This is a genomic window from Algibacter sp. L4_22, assembly GCF_023473045.1.
Lineage (GTDB): Bacteria > Bacteroidota > Bacteroidia > Flavobacteriales > Flavobacteriaceae > Algibacter.
Genome location: NZ_JAMCOK010000002.1, coordinates 660,470 through 679,130 on the forward strand (window position 1 = coordinate 660,470; position 18,661 = coordinate 679,130).

20 protein-coding genes are annotated in these 18,661 nt (G+C 29.4%); 6 read left to right on the forward strand and 14 right to left on the reverse strand.

Annotated elements, in window-relative coordinates:
• The 14 genes from M4I23_RS07520 to M4I23_RS07585 form a co-directional block, all read right to left on the reverse strand.
• Entirely contained in the window at nt 1-1,686 is a 1,686-nt protein-coding gene (locus tag M4I23_RS07520) for a tetratricopeptide repeat-containing sensor histidine kinase (RefSeq protein ID WP_158849182.1), read from the reverse strand.
• Nucleotides 1,687-1,811: 125 nt separating this feature from the next.
• Nucleotides 1,812-2,255 carry a hypothetical protein gene (locus M4I23_RS07525; RefSeq protein ID WP_158849180.1) on the reverse strand — a complete coding sequence of 148 codons (444 nt, stop codon included), beginning with the start codon at nt 2,253-2,255 and terminating at the stop codon, nt 1,812-1,814.
• A 73-nt stretch (nt 2,256-2,328) separates the two neighbouring features.
• A complete protein-coding gene (locus M4I23_RS07530; protein ID WP_249753988.1) occupies nt 2,329-2,850 on the reverse strand; it encodes an Hsp20/alpha crystallin family protein in 522 nt (173 codons plus the stop codon).
• Nucleotides 2,851-2,962: 112 nt separating this feature from the next.
• On the reverse strand, nt 2,963-4,336 hold the full coding sequence (locus M4I23_RS07535; RefSeq protein ID WP_249753989.1) for an MBL fold metallo-hydrolase RNA specificity domain-containing protein: 1,374 nt from the start codon (nt 4,334-4,336) through the stop codon (nt 2,963-2,965).
• A gap of 5 nt (nt 4,337-4,341) precedes the next feature.
• Entirely contained in the window at nt 4,342-5,184 is an 843-nt protein-coding gene (locus M4I23_RS07540; protein WP_249753990.1) for an ATP cone domain-containing protein, read from the reverse strand.
• Nucleotides 5,185-5,227: 43 nt separating this feature from the next.
• Nucleotides 5,228-5,644 carry a hypothetical protein gene (locus M4I23_RS07545; protein ID WP_158849174.1) on the reverse strand — a complete coding sequence of 139 codons (417 nt, stop codon included), beginning with the start codon at nt 5,642-5,644 and terminating at the stop codon, nt 5,228-5,230.
• Nucleotides 5,645-5,700: 56 nt separating this feature from the next.
• Nucleotides 5,701-6,555: a universal stress protein gene (locus M4I23_RS07550; RefSeq protein WP_249753991.1), complete on the reverse strand. Its 855-nt coding sequence runs from the start codon at nt 6,553-6,555 to the stop codon at nt 5,701-5,703.
• A gap of 57 nt (nt 6,556-6,612) precedes the next feature.
• Nucleotides 6,613-7,455, reverse strand: coding sequence for a universal stress protein (locus M4I23_RS07555; protein WP_249753992.1), 843 nt, complete (start codon nt 7,453-7,455; stop codon nt 6,613-6,615).
• A gap of 97 nt (nt 7,456-7,552) precedes the next feature.
• Nucleotides 7,553-8,407 carry a universal stress protein gene (locus M4I23_RS07560; protein WP_158849168.1) on the reverse strand — a complete coding sequence of 285 codons (855 nt, stop codon included), beginning with the start codon at nt 8,405-8,407 and terminating at the stop codon, nt 7,553-7,555.
• A gap of 16 nt (nt 8,408-8,423) precedes the next feature.
• The gene (locus M4I23_RS07565) at nt 8,424-9,281 is read right to left on the reverse strand and encodes a universal stress protein (protein WP_249753993.1); all 858 of its coding nucleotides are present in this window, start codon (nt 9,279-9,281) and stop codon (nt 8,424-8,426) included.
• Nucleotides 9,282-9,719: 438 nt separating this feature from the next.
• Nucleotides 9,720-10,106, reverse strand: a complete 387-nt coding sequence (locus M4I23_RS07570; RefSeq protein ID WP_158849164.1) for a hypothetical protein — start codon at nt 10,104-10,106, stop codon at nt 9,720-9,722.
• A 6-nt stretch (nt 10,107-10,112) separates the two neighbouring features.
• Nucleotides 10,113-10,967, reverse strand: coding sequence for a universal stress protein (locus M4I23_RS07575; RefSeq protein WP_249753994.1), 855 nt, complete (start codon nt 10,965-10,967; stop codon nt 10,113-10,115).
• 87 nt (nt 10,968-11,054) lie between these two features.
• Complete coding sequence (locus tag M4I23_RS07580) at nt 11,055-12,110, reverse strand: response regulator (protein WP_249753995.1); 1,056 nt, start codon at nt 12,108-12,110, stop codon at nt 11,055-11,057.
• Nucleotides 12,111-12,137: 27 nt separating this feature from the next.
• Nucleotides 12,138-14,018, reverse strand: coding sequence for a PAS domain S-box protein (locus M4I23_RS07585; RefSeq protein ID WP_249753996.1), 1,881 nt, complete (start codon nt 14,016-14,018; stop codon nt 12,138-12,140).
• A 135-nt stretch (nt 14,019-14,153) separates the two neighbouring features.
• Here M4I23_RS07585 and M4I23_RS07590 point away from each other — a divergent pair, with 135 nt between their 5' ends.
• From M4I23_RS07590 to M4I23_RS07615, 6 genes are all read left to right on the forward strand, one after another.
• Nucleotides 14,154-14,576 (forward strand): hypothetical protein, encoded by a 423-nt coding sequence (locus M4I23_RS07590; RefSeq protein ID WP_158849156.1) that lies wholly within the window; start codon nt 14,154-14,156, stop codon nt 14,574-14,576.
• 261 nt (nt 14,577-14,837) lie between these two features.
• Entirely contained in the window at nt 14,838-15,917 is a 1,080-nt protein-coding gene (locus M4I23_RS07595) for an efflux RND transporter periplasmic adaptor subunit (protein WP_249753997.1), read from the forward strand.
• On the forward strand, nt 15,917-17,179 hold the full coding sequence (locus M4I23_RS07600) for an FtsX-like permease family protein (protein WP_249753998.1): 1,263 nt from the start codon (nt 15,917-15,919) through the stop codon (nt 17,177-17,179). The genes M4I23_RS07595 and M4I23_RS07600 overlap by 1 nt, the downstream gene beginning before the upstream one ends.
• Nucleotides 17,180-17,181: 2 nt before the next feature.
• Entirely contained in the window at nt 17,182-17,856 is a 675-nt protein-coding gene (locus M4I23_RS07605) for an ABC transporter ATP-binding protein (RefSeq protein WP_249753999.1), read from the forward strand.
• A 130-nt stretch (nt 17,857-17,986) separates the two neighbouring features.
• The gene (locus tag M4I23_RS07610) at nt 17,987-18,439 is read left to right on the forward strand and encodes a hypothetical protein (RefSeq protein WP_249754000.1); all 453 of its coding nucleotides are present in this window, start codon (nt 17,987-17,989) and stop codon (nt 18,437-18,439) included.
• Nucleotides 18,440-18,445: 6 nt separating this feature from the next.
• Nucleotides 18,446-18,658: a hypothetical protein gene (locus M4I23_RS07615; RefSeq protein WP_158849145.1), complete on the forward strand. Its 213-nt coding sequence runs from the start codon at nt 18,446-18,448 to the stop codon at nt 18,656-18,658.
• The last annotated feature ends 3 nt before the right edge of the window (nt 18,659-18,661 follow it).

An 18,661-nucleotide genomic window follows, 5' to 3' on the forward strand; every position in this document is an offset into this window, starting at 1 on the left:
TTATATTTTTGCTTTAACTTTAAAACCTTCACCTATTTTTGTGCTAAAGATAACACTTCCTCTTAATGCATGAATACGGGTTTCCACATTTCCAAGACCATTTAGTCTTTTTAGCTCGGCCCCGACACCGTTATCAGCATAATTCATCTCTAAAACATTTTTGTTTTTATTAAATGAAACCGATACTAATGTGGCCTTACTATGCTTTTTCATATTCGTCATAAGCTCTTGCAACACACGGTAAATAGTAGTTCTTTTTAATTTAGAGATCGTTTGCCAATTAATATCTTTTAAACCCCTTGTAATAATTACGAGACCTTCAGTTTCATAAATAAGTAATAAGTCATTTAAAATAACACCAAAGTCAGTCTCTAAATCGATAGTACCGCTCTCTCTCGATATATCTCGAGTTTTATTATAGATATGCTCCAATTCGTCTAGTAACACTTCATTCTCTCCAACCTGCTCGTATTGTAGCTTGGTCATAACTTGGTATACATCATTAGCAACCTCATCATGTATTCTTTTAGAAATTCTTTTTTCAGTAACATAAACTTCCTGAACTCTATCTTTTCTATGTTTTGCATTTAATGTAAAGAAAATTAAAATTGATAATAAAACAATTAGAATCCAAAGAGTTAGATATAACCATTTATAGGTTCTTTCCTTTTCTTTTTCAAACTCACTAACTAATAGCTTGGTTTGGTTTTCTTCTAATAATTTTTCTTTTAAAGCAACATTATATTTAATAGCTGCAAACTTATTTTCCCAAAGCTTACTCTTACTTTTAACTTGCTTATTTAATGCTACATATTTATGGAAATCGGAATTATTTTCAAGATTCAACTTTAAAGCTAAAGCCTCAATTTGATAAGCAGGTGCTTGAATATTATTGGATAACTCTGTTACCTTATCGGCATAATAAAGAGCTTTTATTTTGTTTCCTTTTTCTGAAAAAAATAAAGATAAATGCCTATAACTAGAAAACAATCCAGATAAATCTTGAAGTTCCAACCTCATCTTTAAGGCGCCCTCCATTTCTTTTAAGGCTCGACTGCGTTTAGTTTTAAAACTAAAAAAACCAAAATTATCAAAATAGGTTGCTTTAATTTCTGAATTATCTAAAGTAACGGCGTCATCATAAGATTTCGACAAAGTTTCTATGGCTTTATCGTATTTTTTTTGATCTGCATAAGTGTTTGCAATGTTGGTGATAATCGCAATTTTATCTTCTAATTTTGTATTTAATTCTAAGGCCTGGTTATAATATCTGCGTGCATTTTCAAAATCTTCAAGCCTTCTGTAAATCATACCTAAATGATTAGATAATCTTTCTTCAGCATCTTTTTTAGATTTCGAATTGCTTTTATTTAATAATTTTAAAGCTTTAATACTATTGGCTTCACTTTCGTAAGAGAAACCCATTTTCAATTGACCTAATGCTATTAACTCTAAATAATATGCCGCTCTTTCGGTATTATTATTTAACAAAGCTTGGTCTGCTTTCTTTTTAAAAAACTCAAAAGATTTACTTATAGATTTTACATCTTTTAATTCTGTAATAGCTTTGTAGTAAAATAATGTGCTATCCCTTTTATTTTGTGATACTAAATTATGGCTTACAATACAAAACGTATTTATAACAATAAACCAAAAAAAAAGGAATGAAGTTTTATTGACTTTCATTCCTCAAAAATAACAACTTATTTTTAGTTACAAGCAAAATTAATTACCTGTTGTTAGTGATGGTGAAATTAAGCACCTATCCGCATAACAATTCTCTTTATTTATAATTACAGCATAGCTTATTTTTAAGGAGTTAACCTTTTTTGTTTCCCCTCTTTGATTACCCCTTTAATAAGTGTAAATAGTTCGGTTTTTAATGATCTGTAATTATCTAAAAATTCGCACACAACAACAATTAGTTTGCCATGCTCTATTTTATAAGCATTTTCTTTTTCAAACTCATTTACACCATCGACCATAATTTTTAGTCCATTTTCATGATTTATAATAGTATCAATTAATGAGCTAGTTTCCCTTTGTATAGCACTTAATTTAACCACAAGGTTTTTACTTACTTCAAAATACTTTGAATCGATAAGCTGAATTGTGTAGGACTTTATTAAATCATCAAAAAACAGTTCTTCATCTTTTACAAATCTTAATTCAGATAACCATTTTAGAGAATCTTTATGCATAATCTCAGGACTTAACCATGCACTATATTTTGCTTTTACTGCTGTAGTTTTCATTTTGTTTAGTTTAAGAATTAAAAAACAGAAAGCAATATTTTAATGAGATATTGCTTTCTATTTAGAGGAGAATTTAATTCACCTCAATCATTTTTTTCGGAGCTTGTTTCTCTTTAACATCTTGTTGTTTCAATAATTTTAAATTTAAAATACCATTTTTGTAAGATGCTTTTACTTCTTGATCAAAATCAATAGACGATGGAAGCATCATTGATCGTTTAAAAGATTTATAACTAAATTCTTTACGAGAAAAATCATCTTCTTTTTGCTCTTCTTCTAATTTTTTTTCACCAGAAACATGAAGTACATCTTCTTCAATTGAAACTTCAAAATCTTTTTTATCGAATCCAGGAATAGCAAATTCAATTTCAAAATCTTTTTTATGCTCTGTAACGTTCATTGCTGGCATTAAGCTATCTTTTTCAAAGAAATCATCATTAAAAACATCATCTATCCCTGACAGATTGTTTAAATTAGATGGGAATAATCTACCGCCCCAAGGCTGTACTAAATTGTTGTTCCAAGGGGTTAATAATTGGCTTTCTAATGGAGATAATCCATTTCGTCTTTTTCTACGTTTCATTAATGTAGTCATGACATTATTATTTAAATTAAACTTATATTACTATACTAATGTATTTCGATATTCGATTTTTCACAATGATATATATCAGTTAGCTTATGTCTATTTGTTAACCAAATGGAATTTACAAAACTAATTTTTCTACATCTGTAAGCTTAGGAATTGTAACATGCCAATGATATGTGTCTTTTATTTTTACACGAAATGCATCTGCCGCATTAGGTTCGCCGTGAATTAAAAACACGTTTTCGGGCACATTTTTTATAGCACTCATCCAGTCTAACAAATCGTTTTGGTCGCCATGTGCCGATAAACTATCTATGCATTTAATTTCGGCTTTTACAGGATAATATTTTCCGCGAAAGCGAATTTCATGAGCGCCTTCTTTTAATTGTCGTCCTCGAGTCCCTTCGGCTTGATAGCCCACTAATAATACCGTTGTAGAAGATTCATCTATAAGTTGTTGCAAATAAGTAAGCACTCGACCGCCAGTTACCATACCGCTACCTGCAATAATTATTTTAGACCGTTTATCGTCTATAGTTTTCCAGGTATCCTTGTAAGATTCTATAATATTTACATGCTCGCACATGGCATTATAATCTTCCATCGATAATTTATGCCACTCAGGAAAACGTTTAAAAACTTCTAAAACATTATTCCCCATAGGGCTATCTATAAAAATAGGAATGTTTGGTATTTTATTCTTTTTGTAAAGTTCCCATAGTAAATACATAAGTGTTTGCAAACGTTCTACAGCAAAACTTGGGATGATTAAATTTCCTTTTTTATGAATAGTTTCTTTAATAATTTCTGATAAAATTTCCTCTATGTTTTCTACCGGATGTAGTTTATTACCATAAGTACTTTCTATAAATAAATAATCGGCAAGTTCTGGTTTTTTAGGTTTTTCTAGTAAATAATCATTTACGCGACCTATATCTCCAGAAAACACAAATCGTTTTCCAAAAATATCCAGTTCAATAAAAGTAGCTCCAATAATATGGCCGTTATATTGAAAACGATATGATATATTTTTAGTTAACGCAATCCAATTATCTGGCTTTTCTGCTTTAAATAATACTATGGTTTTTTCGGCATCAACCTTGGTATAAAAAGGCAATGCAGGTTTATGTTTTGTGTAGTTTTCTTTATTTGCTTCTTTGGCGTCTTCTTCGTGTATTTTAGCGCTATCTCTTAATATAATTTCGGCTATAGCCAAAGTAGGTGCGGTTCCTACGATTCTGCCTTTAAACCCTTGTTTTAATAACCTTGGCAGATAGCCAACGTGATCTAAATGGCCATGCGTTAACAAGACCACATCAATAGCTTTAACATCTACAGGTAGATTTGTCCAATTAAGCATTCGTAATTCTTTTAGCCCTTGAAACATACCACAATCTATCAATATATTTTGCTCCGAGGTTTCTAACAGAAACTTAGAACCGGTAACAACTCCAGCTGCTCCTAAAAAATGTACTTTAACAAACTTATCCATAGCTTTTAATTATTACATAACATTTTTATTTCTTTCATTATTTTTTCCTTCCGTATTTCCGAGATCCCTAAATGATCTAAATAAAACGCGTCGCCAATTAACTCTCTACAAAGCACAACATCTCTGCTTAATAAAAACTGTTTTTCTCTATTAGTTAATAATGTAGATACCGTAATGGGATATAAACCTAAACGATCTATTCTATCTTTTAGACCTTCATTTTTGGGATAATCCCAACTTAACAAATAAAGATTAACACAATTACCATATTTAATGGCATCTTCTGTAAAACGAGTATTAGTAACTACCCAACCATTAGTGAGTTCCGTTTTGTTTTTTGAATTAGCATCCCAATTTGCCCTAACATCATTATATCGCGAATTTATATAAAGTGGAATTTTCACGTTACAATTAAGCCCTTCTTCATTATGGAATTTACATTCTACAACTGTGCTTTCGTTGTTTTTATGTGCTATAATATCAATTTCGTGGGTAACGCATAGGCCTTGTAGAATGGTACCTACTTCTGTTTTATATCCCGAATACTCTAAAATTGCACTTATAAAACGTTCAAAAGGAAAACCTGTTGGTCCCAATTCGTAAATCGCTTTTTTAAGCTTGTATTTAGAAGCTAAATGGCTATCCTTTTTTTTCAATAAAGCAAATGCTCGATTATAAATTTCTTTTGTTGAAATACCTTGATATAGCTCGTCTCTAACTCTATTAATAGTTTGATTAACCGTTTGCTCATCTGCGCCAATACGCCTTAATGAAGTCCGTAGTTTCTCTATGGAAAATTTAACCTTTTCTCCAGAAGATTTAATAATATCTATAGTATCTGTTTCCATATTTGCGTTTTTATTAAAACTACCAAAAACCAATTATAATCGACTAATTTGGATTAGGAGTTTTATAAAAAGCTTTTACCCAAGCTTTCACTTGTCTTTTGGTCATTTTATCAGTTTTTACTACATCTTTAACTTTAGCGCTTAAATCTTTATGATATGTTGCTAATTCTTTATTGAACTTAATTTTGGTTTCAGCAGGACCAAACAACACAATAACATCGTCATCTTTAATTTCTGAAGCTATATCATTAAAATATTTTTTTAGTTGATGTTTTTCACGTTCTAAATATTTACTATCATGAACAACATCTTGTGGACCGCCTTTTAATCGTGATCCGGAACCACCATGAACATGAAAATACTCCATATTCGATAATAGTGTGTTTACACTTATATCTCCATTATAAAGCGTTACAATAATGGCTCTTTCTTTGTCTAACCAAATTCCTGCTCGTTTCATCTTATTTTATTTTAACCTTAATATTTCTTTCGAAAGCCTTTTTGCTTTGACAGGTTTTAATTTCTTAAATCGTGCATAACCAATATGGGTACTTTAGAATTCCTACCTATATCTTTCACTAAAGGATGGGTTAACATACTTCCAAAAAACACATGTTTTTTATTGATAAAAGCAACCATATCACTCTCTCTACTTTCAACAAAACAGTTAATAGCCATTGGTATATCTGCATGGCTTAGGGTATGAAAAGAATAATCTATATCTTCAAAATACTCTTCTAAAATTTTTTTATTGCTTGCTTGATGTTTGTTTAGTTCGGCTTCTTCAGAAATATGAAGAATTTTAATAGATGCGTTACATTTTTTAGCAATATCTATTAAGTAATTGAGTTCTCTTCTTTTTAAATGGGTTTTAAAACTAGTAGGAAAAACAATTTCTTTAGGTAATATGCGAAGTGCTAATTCTGGCACTACAATTACAGGACAGTTACGTACTTTCTCCATAACATTAATAGCTGTACTACCATAAGCAACACCTCGTGAACTTGTTTTACCCTTGGTGCCCATAACTATCATTTCTATATCCTTTTCTTCAACTAAGCCTTTAATAGCTTCTACAGCATTGTTAAAAGTTGAAATAGTTTTAAAATGATGTTTTGGATTATCAAAATCTTTAAATGCCAACATATCTAAAACCTTGGCGAGTCCGTTTTCCGAATTTAGTTTTGCTGTTTCATACAGTTCACTGCCAGGTTCCGCATTTATTAAACTATCGATAATATTACCGGTAGAGGAATACACGTTTAAAAGATAGAAATCGCAGTGATCTCTTTTATATAACTCTATTGCATAACATATGGCATGCCATGCATTCTTAGAAAAATCTGTAGGCAATAATATTTTACGTTTCATAATATTATTTTTTAGGTTATTATATAATTCCTGACTGAATAATAGTGAACGGACAAGCTAAATATCTACTGATTCTGGTATTACTAAAAATGGAATTTTAGCATGAAAACCTAGATCTTTTATAACAGGTTCGTTTAATATTTTTTGAAAAAAATTATGATTGTGCTTTACCATAGCTAGAATATCAATATCCAATTCTTCTATAAAATCATTGATTTCTTCAACCTTTTCAGCATAATTTGGCATCCAATGTAAACTGAAGTTATTATTTTTTAAATAACTCTCCAACACTATTAAGTTATCACTTTGCTTATCGGAGAGCTCTTCCTCAACATCAATATGTACAATTCTAATTTCTGAGCTATATAAATCAGCTAATTCTCTTAAAGATTTAATTTCATTAGCGTGATAAAAATGATTGTAATCTGTTGGAAAAGCAATTTGCTTAGGTTTTATAAAATCAAATTCCTCTGGTATCATTAAAACAGGACAGTTTTTAATCTTCATAATAAGGCTTACAGTATTACTTCCGAAGAAAAGCTCTTTTGCTCCAGTGGCACCTTTTGTCCCCATTATTATAAGACTAATGTCATGTTTTTCAACAGCATTTTTTACTGCCTTATTTAAATCATCTGAACTTAAAATAATATCAAAATCATGTTTTGGGTTTGGATCACTACTTTGTACTAGTTCTTTTAAATCTAAAAGCTCTACCATAGCATTTTCTCTCATTGTTGTAATTAATTTATTGGAAACATTAGAAAGCATGTTTACCTTAACCACTATTGAGTTTAAAAAATAAAAAGTACACTCTTGTTCTGCAAAAAGTTTTAGGGCATAAACCGTAGCGCTCCATGCATTATCCGAAAAATCGGTTGGCAATAAAATTTTACGCTTCATTTTTTTATTGTTTTATCATTATTTAATAACCTATTACAATTCGTCTTTAAATATTTGCGTTTAGTATAGGCTGCCACATTATTTTTCTATTAAAAACTTAGGCTTTAATACCCTTTGAAGGAATAACTAAGAATGGAATGTTTAAATGAAAACCAATATGCTTTATTGTAGATTTGAAAAATAAGTTTTCAAAAAATGAGTGTTTATTATTAATCATAATCAACAAATTAACTTTTGTTTTTTGCTGAAAATTAGTGATACCTACTTCTACGGTTTGGTTACTCTCTTCATGAAATAAATGTGCTATTTTTTTAAAGGATTTTTCTAAGATATTTTTATTTTCTTTCTGTGCTTCAGATAAATCATAACCATAAGTAAGGTAAAGTATATTAACTCTGGAGGTATTATTATTCTCAACCATAAATTTAATTGGTTTTAATTGTTGCTCCGTATACTTTATGGAATAATCTGTTGGAAATAAAATTTCGTGTGGTGTTTCAAACTCAAATCCGCTAGGAACAGCAAGTATTGGGCACTTCACATTTTTAAATACATGTACTGTATTAGATCCAAATAAAATTTCTTTCGCACCAGTAGCACCTTTTGTACCCATTACAACATAATCGATAGCTTTATCTTCAACAATTTCTGTAATTTCTGCAATAAGCATGTTAAAGGCTCCTATGGTTTCTATAGTATGCTTAGGGTTCTTAAACTCGTTTTTAATACGCGTTTTATAATCTTCTAAGTTTTTTAAAACCTCATCTCTAACGCTATCTATCATGCCCAATTGAGCAGGTTCTACCAATACATATTCAGCATGGTATATTACAGGTGTGTAAGTGTTTAGTAAATAAAATTTACAAGTTTCGTTTTTAAAAAGTTGCAATGCATATTTTATAGCATTCCAAGAATTTTCAGAAAAATCGGTAGGAAGAAGTATCTTTTTCATGATGATAAAATTTAGTTTATATGTTTTTACGTTTCATGTTTTGTAATGCTAAAAACGGAATATCAAGATTTAAGCTCAATTCATCTATAGTTGTAGATTGAAACAAAATATTTTCTAAAAATGAATGTCTTGTATTAACCATAACAAGCATATCTACATGGTTTTCTTTAAGATATTTATATATTGTATTAATGATGTGTTTGCTTTTTTCTACTTTAAAATTAACGGTGTTTTTGCATAACTCCTCATCTATAAATTTTTGGTTATCCAACTGTCTCATAGACAACTTTTCTATTTTAGATATGTAAAGCACATCTATTACAGCTCTATATGGAGAAGCCATTTCGCATAGCAGCTTAAGTTCTCTTCTTTTATAAGGAATCATGTAATCGGTAGGAAAAAGAATGTGTCTTGGTTGCGTGTATTTATAATTCTCTGGAATAGCAAGCACAGGGCATTGCACATATTTTAAAACTTGTAATGTATGGCTCCCAAAAGTTATTTTTTTATCATTCGTTTTCCCTTTAGTACCCATAATTATAATGTCGATATTTTGATCATCAACAACAATATCGGCCTCTTCAATAAGTAAATTATTGGCCGAAATGGGATAAAAAGTATGTCTTGGATTAGGAGAAATATTTTCAATTTCTCTTATAGTATTTTCTAATTCTTTCTGAGATTTTTTGCGCATCTCAGATTTCACATCAGCTAAGTTAGCTTTGGTTAATGCAGACTCATTAACATAAATATCGTCTTGATAAGCATGCATAATATAAAACTCACTAATATCATACTTAAATAAGTTTACAGCAAATTCTATAGCGTTATTGGCATTTTCTGAAAAATCGGTGGGAATCAATATCTTTCTCATGATGTAAAGTATTTAGCTTAAATTTAAACACTTAACAACAAAATAACAATGATATTTATCAGCTAAAAACGAGTATATACTCGTGAAGATTGGTTGTTTTTGTAAAATAAAAAAGGGAACGTTAAAATTAACACTCCCTTTTTATTCACATTACTGAGATAATGTGAACTAACCAACTATAACTTTACTAAAAGACAAAAAGCAAGAGCTTTCTATCTCCAGTATTGAAATGTTTGATGGTGCTAACTACCTTTTTGAAAATTTAATATACCCCCCTTAAAAGCTATATTAAATTTCAGATATTAAATACCTTCAAACAATCCTTAACAGCGTTAAACGTTTAATAACCTGTTAATTTTTAAAGAACTTACAATTATACTGCAAATTTACAGTAGAAACCCATGTTAAAACATGATAAATGTCACGTTTTAAAAAAAATTACATCGGTACAATATTGTAAACCACATTTAATAAAAATAAACCAGTAAAAAATAACATGGTATAAATAAGCTGGACGAATTTTATATTAAGAAACTCTAAAATGGAAACCGCACGTTTAGGGAATATAAAAAGTGCTAAGCCTATAAACAAAGAGCTCCAGCCTATTAGGGTAATAATAAGCTTCCAGTTTGGTTCCCATATATTATGAAATAAAATATTTAGTAAACCAATAATAATGGCTAAAAAAGATGACACAATTAGAAATTGCTCACCCTTTAAATCTGTGAATACTTGCTTTATACGTTTTGGATTTAAACTTAAGATAAAGAAAAATATAATGAGGTACCAACCCCAAAACTTTGCTAAAAATATTGAATTATCCATGATATATTAATTTTTGTCGTGTAATACTAAAAACGGAATTTTTGTGTGATAACTTATTTCTTCAACATTTGAATGAAATAAAATTTGCTGAAAATAATTTAGATTTTTTGCCACCATACATATCATATTTATTTTTTCATTTTTAATAAAAGACTGTATGGCAACCTCTGTTTTTTTATTTCTTAAATAATGAAAACTATGGTTTGTATAACTAAAATAATCATCCAATAATTCTCTGTTTCTTTTTTGTTCTATATTTAAATCTGTTTTATTTTTACTTACATGTACTATGTGTAAAGCGGGCTTATGGTTTTCCAAAACATCAAATAAGGGTTGCAGTATTTGCATATCATAATTTAAAGAAAAGTCTGTTGGAAATGCGAGTTCTTTTAACTCCGTAAATTGAGCTTCTTCTGGAACTGCCAAAGTCGAGCATTTCACTTTAGTAATAACATCACCGGTATTACTACCTAATATAATTTCGGCTAAACCAGAGGCGCCTTTGGTCCCCATAACTATCATATCTATTTTTTTTTCTTCTACATGTTTTCTTATAGATTCTATAAAAAAATCGTAATCCAAAAGAGAATAAAATCGATGATTTTTATTTGGTACAATATGTTTTGAAATACGCGTTAAAACCTTACGTAACTTTTGCATGGCAGGTTTAGTATAAACATCTTCAATAACATCAGAATTACTAATATTTTCATATGAAGAGTTACTTTCCAAAACATCACTAAGCATATTTACATGGAGTAAATAAAAGTTGCAAGTTTCTTTTTCGAAAAAAGCTACCGCATATTTAATAGCATTCCATGAGTTTTTTGAAAAATCGGTGGGTAATAATATATTTTTCATCTAACAGCATATTTACAACCACTAATTTAAGTGGTATACACATAAACCAAAATGATATTAATCATTTAGAGAAGATTTAAAATAGAGCTAATAGATCTGCTTTAGTTTTTCAATATCGACTACTTTTATATTTCTACCTTCAGATTTTATAATACCTAGTTTTTTAAATTCCGTTAACGCTCTAATCAATGTTTCGGTTGCAATTCCGGCAACACTTGCTAAATCGCTTCTAGAAATTTTTATTGGATCGTCTGGCTTTCTATTTATTTTTTCGGCAAATTTTAAAATAGTAGTTGCTGTTTTTTTATTTACCGAGGCATAAGCTTTTTCTAATAATTGCTTTTTTATTTCTATAAGGTTATCAGATAATAACTGCATAAGCTCGATAGTTAATTTATGATTATTGTTAAGAATTTGATTAAATTCAATAACAGAAACACCGGTTAACTCGGTATCATCGATAGCGGTAACGGTTTCTTTGTGTGGTATGTTTTGCGTAAAAGATGTGTAACCAAACAAATCGTCTTCTTTATAAAGAGCCGTTACAAGTTCTTTGCCCTGCTCCTGTATTTGGTGGCATTTTACAGCGCCTTTATTAATTAAATAAATATAATTGGTATGGTCGCCTTCATTGTAAATAACCTGGTCTTTACTATATCTAAATATGGAACCATAATCGTCAAAATAGTTTTTTAAATCGTTAATGGTTTTTATTTCATCTTCAATATCTACACTTTTAGTAGTATCCGATTTTGTAGCTAAATCTTGTAAAATAGCTACTTTAGCTAAACGACTTTCTATAGCGTTAATAAGATCGTTAATAGCAAAGGGTTTACTAATATAATCGTCTGCGCCTAAATTCATACCTTTTCTAACATCACAAACCTCTGTTTTAGCAGATAAAAATATAAAAGGAATAGACTTAGTGTTTTTGTTTTTTGAAAGCAATTTAATAACACCGTACCCATCGAGTTCTGGCATCATTATATCGCAAACTATAATATCTGGTCTTTTTAACTTTGCCAACTCTACTCCTATTTTTCCATTAGAAGCTTTTACCACCGTGTAGTTAGATAGCTCTAAAAGTTCTGTTGTACAATCTCTTAAAACCACATCATCTTCAATAAGTAAAATTGTTTTCATGAGTATTTTTTTTTAGTTTTTGCTATTTTATTCTAACCCTATATTCGGAAATGTTATTGTAAAAGTAGATCCTTTATTTTCTTCACTTTTAAAAAAAATAGTACCACCTATATTATTTATATGATTTTTAACGATATTTAAACCTATGCCCGTGCCTTGAATATTTATTGCGTTTTGTGCTCTAAAATAACGTTCAAAAATATTTTTTTGGTCTTTCTCGGGAATACCCATTCCTTGATCGGTAATAGTTGCTGTTATAAATTTATCATCCTGTTCAATATGCATATCTATAATGGATCCTTCTGGGGAATATTTTATAGCGTTGTGCAAAAGATTGGTGAAAATTAACTGAATAATTTTTTCATCTTGATATATAGATAAATCGTCTATGTTTTCGGGATACTTTATATTCTGACCATCTTTTAAAAGCATGTTAGCATTATAAACAACCTCGTTAATTACTTTACTAAGTTTAAAATGGCTAAATCTATAATTCACTTTTCCGCGCTCCAGCTTATCTACCGATAAAAAGTCGTTCAAGATGTTATTTAAATAATACACTTTATCCGTGATATTTTTTATATACTCATTTCGTTTTTCTTGGTGCTCGGTTAATTGGTATCTGCTAAGTAACTCGCTAGAAGATAAGATACCACTTAAAGGTGTTTTAAACTCGTGAGATACTAATGATAAAAAATTAGTTTTCAATTCATTTATATCTTTTTCTTTAACCAATGCCATCTCCAGTTGTTTGGTTCGTTCTTCTACTTTATTTTCTAATTTATTAGTATAACTTTTACGTTCTGTAATATCTAAAATAATAGCTACAAAAACTTCTTTGTTGTTTAGGTTTGATAATTGCAAATGAACTTCAACAGGATATTCTGATCCATTTTTACGCTTATGCAACGTTTCAAACTCAATCTTATTTACTTTCTTTTTTAATAAAACGTCTATGGTATTTCTAAATTCAATTTCGGTATCATTTTTTTTAATATCTAAAGGCGTCATGTGTTTTAATTCATCTAAACTATAGCCTATATTAATTTGCGCACCATAATTAACATTTATAAACTTTAATGTTTCAGCATCAAAAACATAAATTTCATTTAAAGACTCGTCAAAAATAGACGCTAAATGATGACGTTCTTCTTCTACTTTTTTTCTTAGTGTAACATCATTCTGAATACCAATAAAATTTGTAACAATACCTTTAGAATTCGTTATCGGAAAAATGTACAAATCATTCCAAAATAAGCTACCATCTTTTTTATAATTACGTAGCGTTGCTTGGCAGCTTTCCCCGTTTTTTATTGCAGTTCGAAGTTTTTTAAGAGGTTCTTGATTTCTATCTTGAGCTTGCAAAAATCTACAATTATGGTTAAGTATTTCTACCTCGGAATAACCCGTAAGGTTTTGAAAAGCCGAATTAAAATAAATGATAGGATTATCATCTTTTAAAGCATCGGTAATCACTATGCCATTATTAGCAGATTGTAATGCTTTGGTACGCAGCATTAAGTTTTTTTCAATTTCCTTTTTTTCTGAAACATCTTTAATCAAAGCCATAACATAAGTTTTGTTATAAATTTGAAAAGGGTTTAATTCTACTTCTACCGGAAAAATAGTTCCATCTTTTTTTAAGGCAAAAATATCTCTAACGTCACCCATTTTTATACGTTTACTTGCCTTAAGAAACGCTTTAAAATACTTAGAGTGACTATGATGATAATTAGACGGAATTAATACGTTTAGCTCCTTGCCAAAAATTTCTTTTTTTGTGTATCCAAAAATAAATTCTACCGATGCATTGACTTCAACTATTTTTTGGAGATTATCAACAATAATAACACCCTCGGAAACCGTTTCTAATAGAATATTAAATATTTCTTGATCTTGTCTAAACATAAATAACGATGCGTTAATGGATAGTCTCCTAAAAATAGGTAAAAATGCACGATTTATAATTAAGAACGACTGATTTATATCATGATTAAATCAATATTTTATCTTTATTTTTAGTAAAATTAAACGTTGCTAAACATGGAAACTAAAACAAAGTTAACCCTAGAGTTCTATCAACACCTTGGTAAGCTGTTCTATGCTATTGCTGCAGCCGATAAAAAAGTACATCCAGATGAGTTTAACAAATTAAAAGAGCTTGTTAAACTAAAATGGTTACACCTTGATCTCGCTGAAGACCATTATCATACAAATGCTGCTTACCATATAGAAATTGTTTTCGATTGGCTAAATAACGGAGCCTATGAAGCCGAAACTTGCTTTCATGATTTTGTAAATTACAAAAATGAAAACCCAGAGCTATTTACGAAAGTTATTAAAAAACTAATCATGAAAACGGCTAATGCTATTGCTTCTTCTTTTTCTGGGTTAAATAAATCTGAACTCATCATGCTAGCAAAATTAGAGATGGAACTAAAATCTAATACTTGCGAAAAAGCATAAGTATTTTATTATTATAAAGGCATATTAAAAGCATCCATATAGAAGCAAAAAAAGGAAATATTTATTCTTTTTGTTTTCCTATTCATTTATCTCAACAAAAATTTTTACTGTCATTGATAGAAAAAACTATTTAGCATCATAATTGAAATAGCGCTAAACACTCTTTGTATATAAAAACCATTTTATCCAACCGTTTAGTAATAGTTGTTATTAATAAAAATAAGCCTAGGTATATCTATTTTATTAAAAGTTAAATTAAACATGAAGATAATACAATTAACAAGTCTGTTTTTACTCATGGTGTCTTGTTCTAAAAACACAGATAAAATACACCCAGAAAAACAAAATCTAACAGAATCTGTATACACTTCTGTAACCATACAGCCAGATAGCCTTTACCAAGTGCATGCCATTGTTGCCGGTATTTTATACAAAAACTTAGTTGAAGAAGGAGATATTATTTTAAAAGGTGATGCCTTATTACAAATTGAGAATAACACACCTAAACTAAATACTGAAAATGCCAAACTATCTTTAGAATTGGCTCAAGAAAATTATAACGGAAATGCAGCCGTTTTAAGAGGTATAAAAGATGAAATAATTGCGGCTAACTTAACATACAAAAATGATTCGGTTAATTATTTCAGACAAAAAAATCTATGGAATAAAAATATTGGTTCTAAAGTAGAATATGATACAAAACGACTTAATTATCAATTATCATCAAATAATTTACAACTACTACAAAGTAAATATAACAGAACTAAAAACGAATTACAGACAACCGTAAAACAGGCGCGTAACAACTATCAATCTTCATTAATAAACACTAAAGATTTCACCATAAAAAGCACAATAAATGGTAAAATATATGCCTTATATAAAGAACCCGGCGAAATTGTTGCTACCACAGAACCTCTGGCTACAATAGGCAGTGCAACTAAATTTATTATTAAAATGCTAGTAGATGAGGTGGATATTGTAAAAATAATAAAAAATCAAAAAGTAATTATTAATCTAGATGCATACAATGGCTCTATTTTTACAGGAAAAGTATCCAAAATATATCCAAAAAAAGATGAAAGAAACCAAACATTTACAGTAGAAGCTCTATTTGATGAAGCTCCAAAAACCTTATATCCTGGACTTTCTGGAGAAGCTAATATTATTATTTCAAATAAAAAAAATGTGCTTACCATTCCAAAAGAATATCTTATAAATGATAATAAAGTAAAAACCGATGATGGACTAATAACCATTACTACTGGTTTACAAAATATGGAATTCATAGAAATAACTTCTGGAATTAGCGAAAATACAAGTATTTATAAACCCGAATAATGACGAACTGGAAGGTTATACTAAACATTGCAAAAATGCACTTGCTAACTAAATTTAAGCAAACTGCGGTTGCGGCATTAGGTGTTACTTTTGGTATTGGAGCTTACATTACTTTGGTGAGTTTTATGACGGGTTTAAACACCATATTAGACGATTTAATTCTAAATCAAACACCGCATATTCATATTTATAATGAAATAGAACCTTCAAAAAAACAACCAATCGCGTTATATGATGAGTTTAAAAACAGTATGAATGTAGTGCATTCCATTAAACCTAAATTAAGTCAAAAAAAAATACACAACGCATTACCTATAATTAAATATTTAGAAAACAAAAACATTGTTCGTGGTGCGCTCCCCCAAATAAAAGCTAATATATTTTACATTGCAGGTTCTATAGATATTAGTGGTAATTTAACAGGCATTAATGTGCTAGATGAAGCTAAATTATTCAACCTTGATGATTATATAGTTAGAGGTTCTCCAGAAGCTTTAGATCATACCGAAAATGGTATTTTACTCGGTATAGGTATTGCAAAAAAAATGGCTTTAGATGTTGGAGATCGTATTCAAATAAACACAACAACAGGCGAGATTTTCCCGTTAAAAATAGTTGGATTATACCAAAGTGGTGTTACAAATATTGATGCTATACAAAGCTTTGCAAATTTAAAAACAGTACAACGCATTCTTGGTGAAGCAGATAATTATGTTACAGATATTAATGTAAAACTTAATAACATTGATGATGCACTTCCTTTATCAAAAAAACTAGAACAAGAGTTCAATTTAAAAGCCGTAGATATCAATACCGCCAATGCCCAATTTGAAACAGGCACAAATGTTAGAAATATGATAACCTATGCCGTATCTATAACTTTGCTCATTGTTGCTGGTTTTGGTATTTACAACATTTTAAATATGTTTATTTATGAAAAAATGAACGATATCGCCATTCTAAAAGCCATAGGGTTTTCTGGCAAAGATGTGCAGCTTATTTTTATGAGTCAAGCCATGATAATTGGGTTTATTGGCGGAATTTTAGGTCTACTTGTTGGTTTCATTTTTACAAATATTATTAGCACAATTCCTTTTCAAACTCAGGCATTACCAAGAGTAAAAACGTACCCTATAAATTTTAATCCATGGTTTTATTTTATAGGCATGTTATTCGCTATGATATCCACTTTTTTCGCAGGTTATTTACCATCACGAAAAGCTAAAAAAATAGATCCTGTAACCATTATAAGAGGTCAATAATTATGAGCACTGTACTAGAAGCTAAAAACATTAATAAATACTTTAAAAAGCCTATGCCTTTTCACGTTTTAAAGGATATTAGTTTTAAAATAAACAAAGGGGAATTTGTTTCTATTATGGGAAAATCTGGTTGTGGAAAATCCACATTACTCTACATACTATCTACCATGGACACCAATTATCAAGGTGAACTATTTTTAAATAATAAATTAATAACAGGCAACAATAACGACCAATTATCATACATAAGAAACAAGCATATCGGTTTTGTTTTTCAATTTCACTATCTACTTTCAGAATTTACAGTTTTAGAAAACGTAATGCTTCCTGCTAAAAAATTAGGTGAAAAATCGAATTTAGAAATTGAGCACGATGCCATGCAAAAACTCAAAATTTTAAATATAGAACAGCTTTCAAAAAAGAAAGCCTCTCAAATTTCTGGAGGAGAAAAACAACGCGCTGCCATTGCGAGAGCTTTAATTAATAACCCTTCTATTATTATGGGAGACGAACCTACTGGTAACTTAGATAGTCATAATTCTAAAAACGTCTTCAATATTTTTAAACAACTCAGTGAAGAACAAGATTTATCGCTTCTTATTGTAACTCACGACGAAGATTTCGCTAAAAAAACAGATAGAATTATTACTATGGAAGATGGTAAAATTATAGTTTAGAAATTTATATATCTTAAAATCAAAAGCCAGAACTAGTTACTAAAACTAGGTTACCTTAACTGATATTTATCATTTATAATGAGCCATATTAAAAGTACTTTTAAGTTTTAACCTTCTTAAAATTAATGCGATGAAAAATTACCGAATAAAACCAACCGCAAATTATATTAAAGAAGCTAATTGGGAAGAACTTTATATTTTAATAGAGCATTGGAAAAATGATATAGCGTTTTATTTATTCGACATAAAATTTTTAGAAACCCTTATAGAGTCACACTTTTCTGAACTATTAGAATACGAAAATCTGGACGAATTAAGAGAATTACAACTTGAAATTTTTGAGTTAAAAAACCAGTGCGAATACATACAGCAACGGATACAATTAAATTTAGACAATATTGTTAAAATAATCGATAAGACATACAAACATAATACTGCCGAATTTAGAATTGAAAACGAACAACTTGAAGATGATATTATTTCATTAATAAATAATGAAAGAGAAGTTAAAAATGTTGTTTTTAGGATGATTAAAGAAATCTTAGAAAATGAAAAATCGAAAAAAACTTGGATGTTTAATTAAAAAATCATGGATAAATTACAAATTATAGAGAACAAAATCGTTAAGCTAACAAACTTAATAGAAACGGATTACCCCGAACTATATCCCTTTTTAGACGAAACACCAATGACTGTGCCTTCCAAAAACAAACCACATATAAACACGAAGGTAATGGGCGATTATTTAGAAAGTTTAAACCTGTTATTAAAACATCATATCGAAACCCATAAAAATAAGTAGATA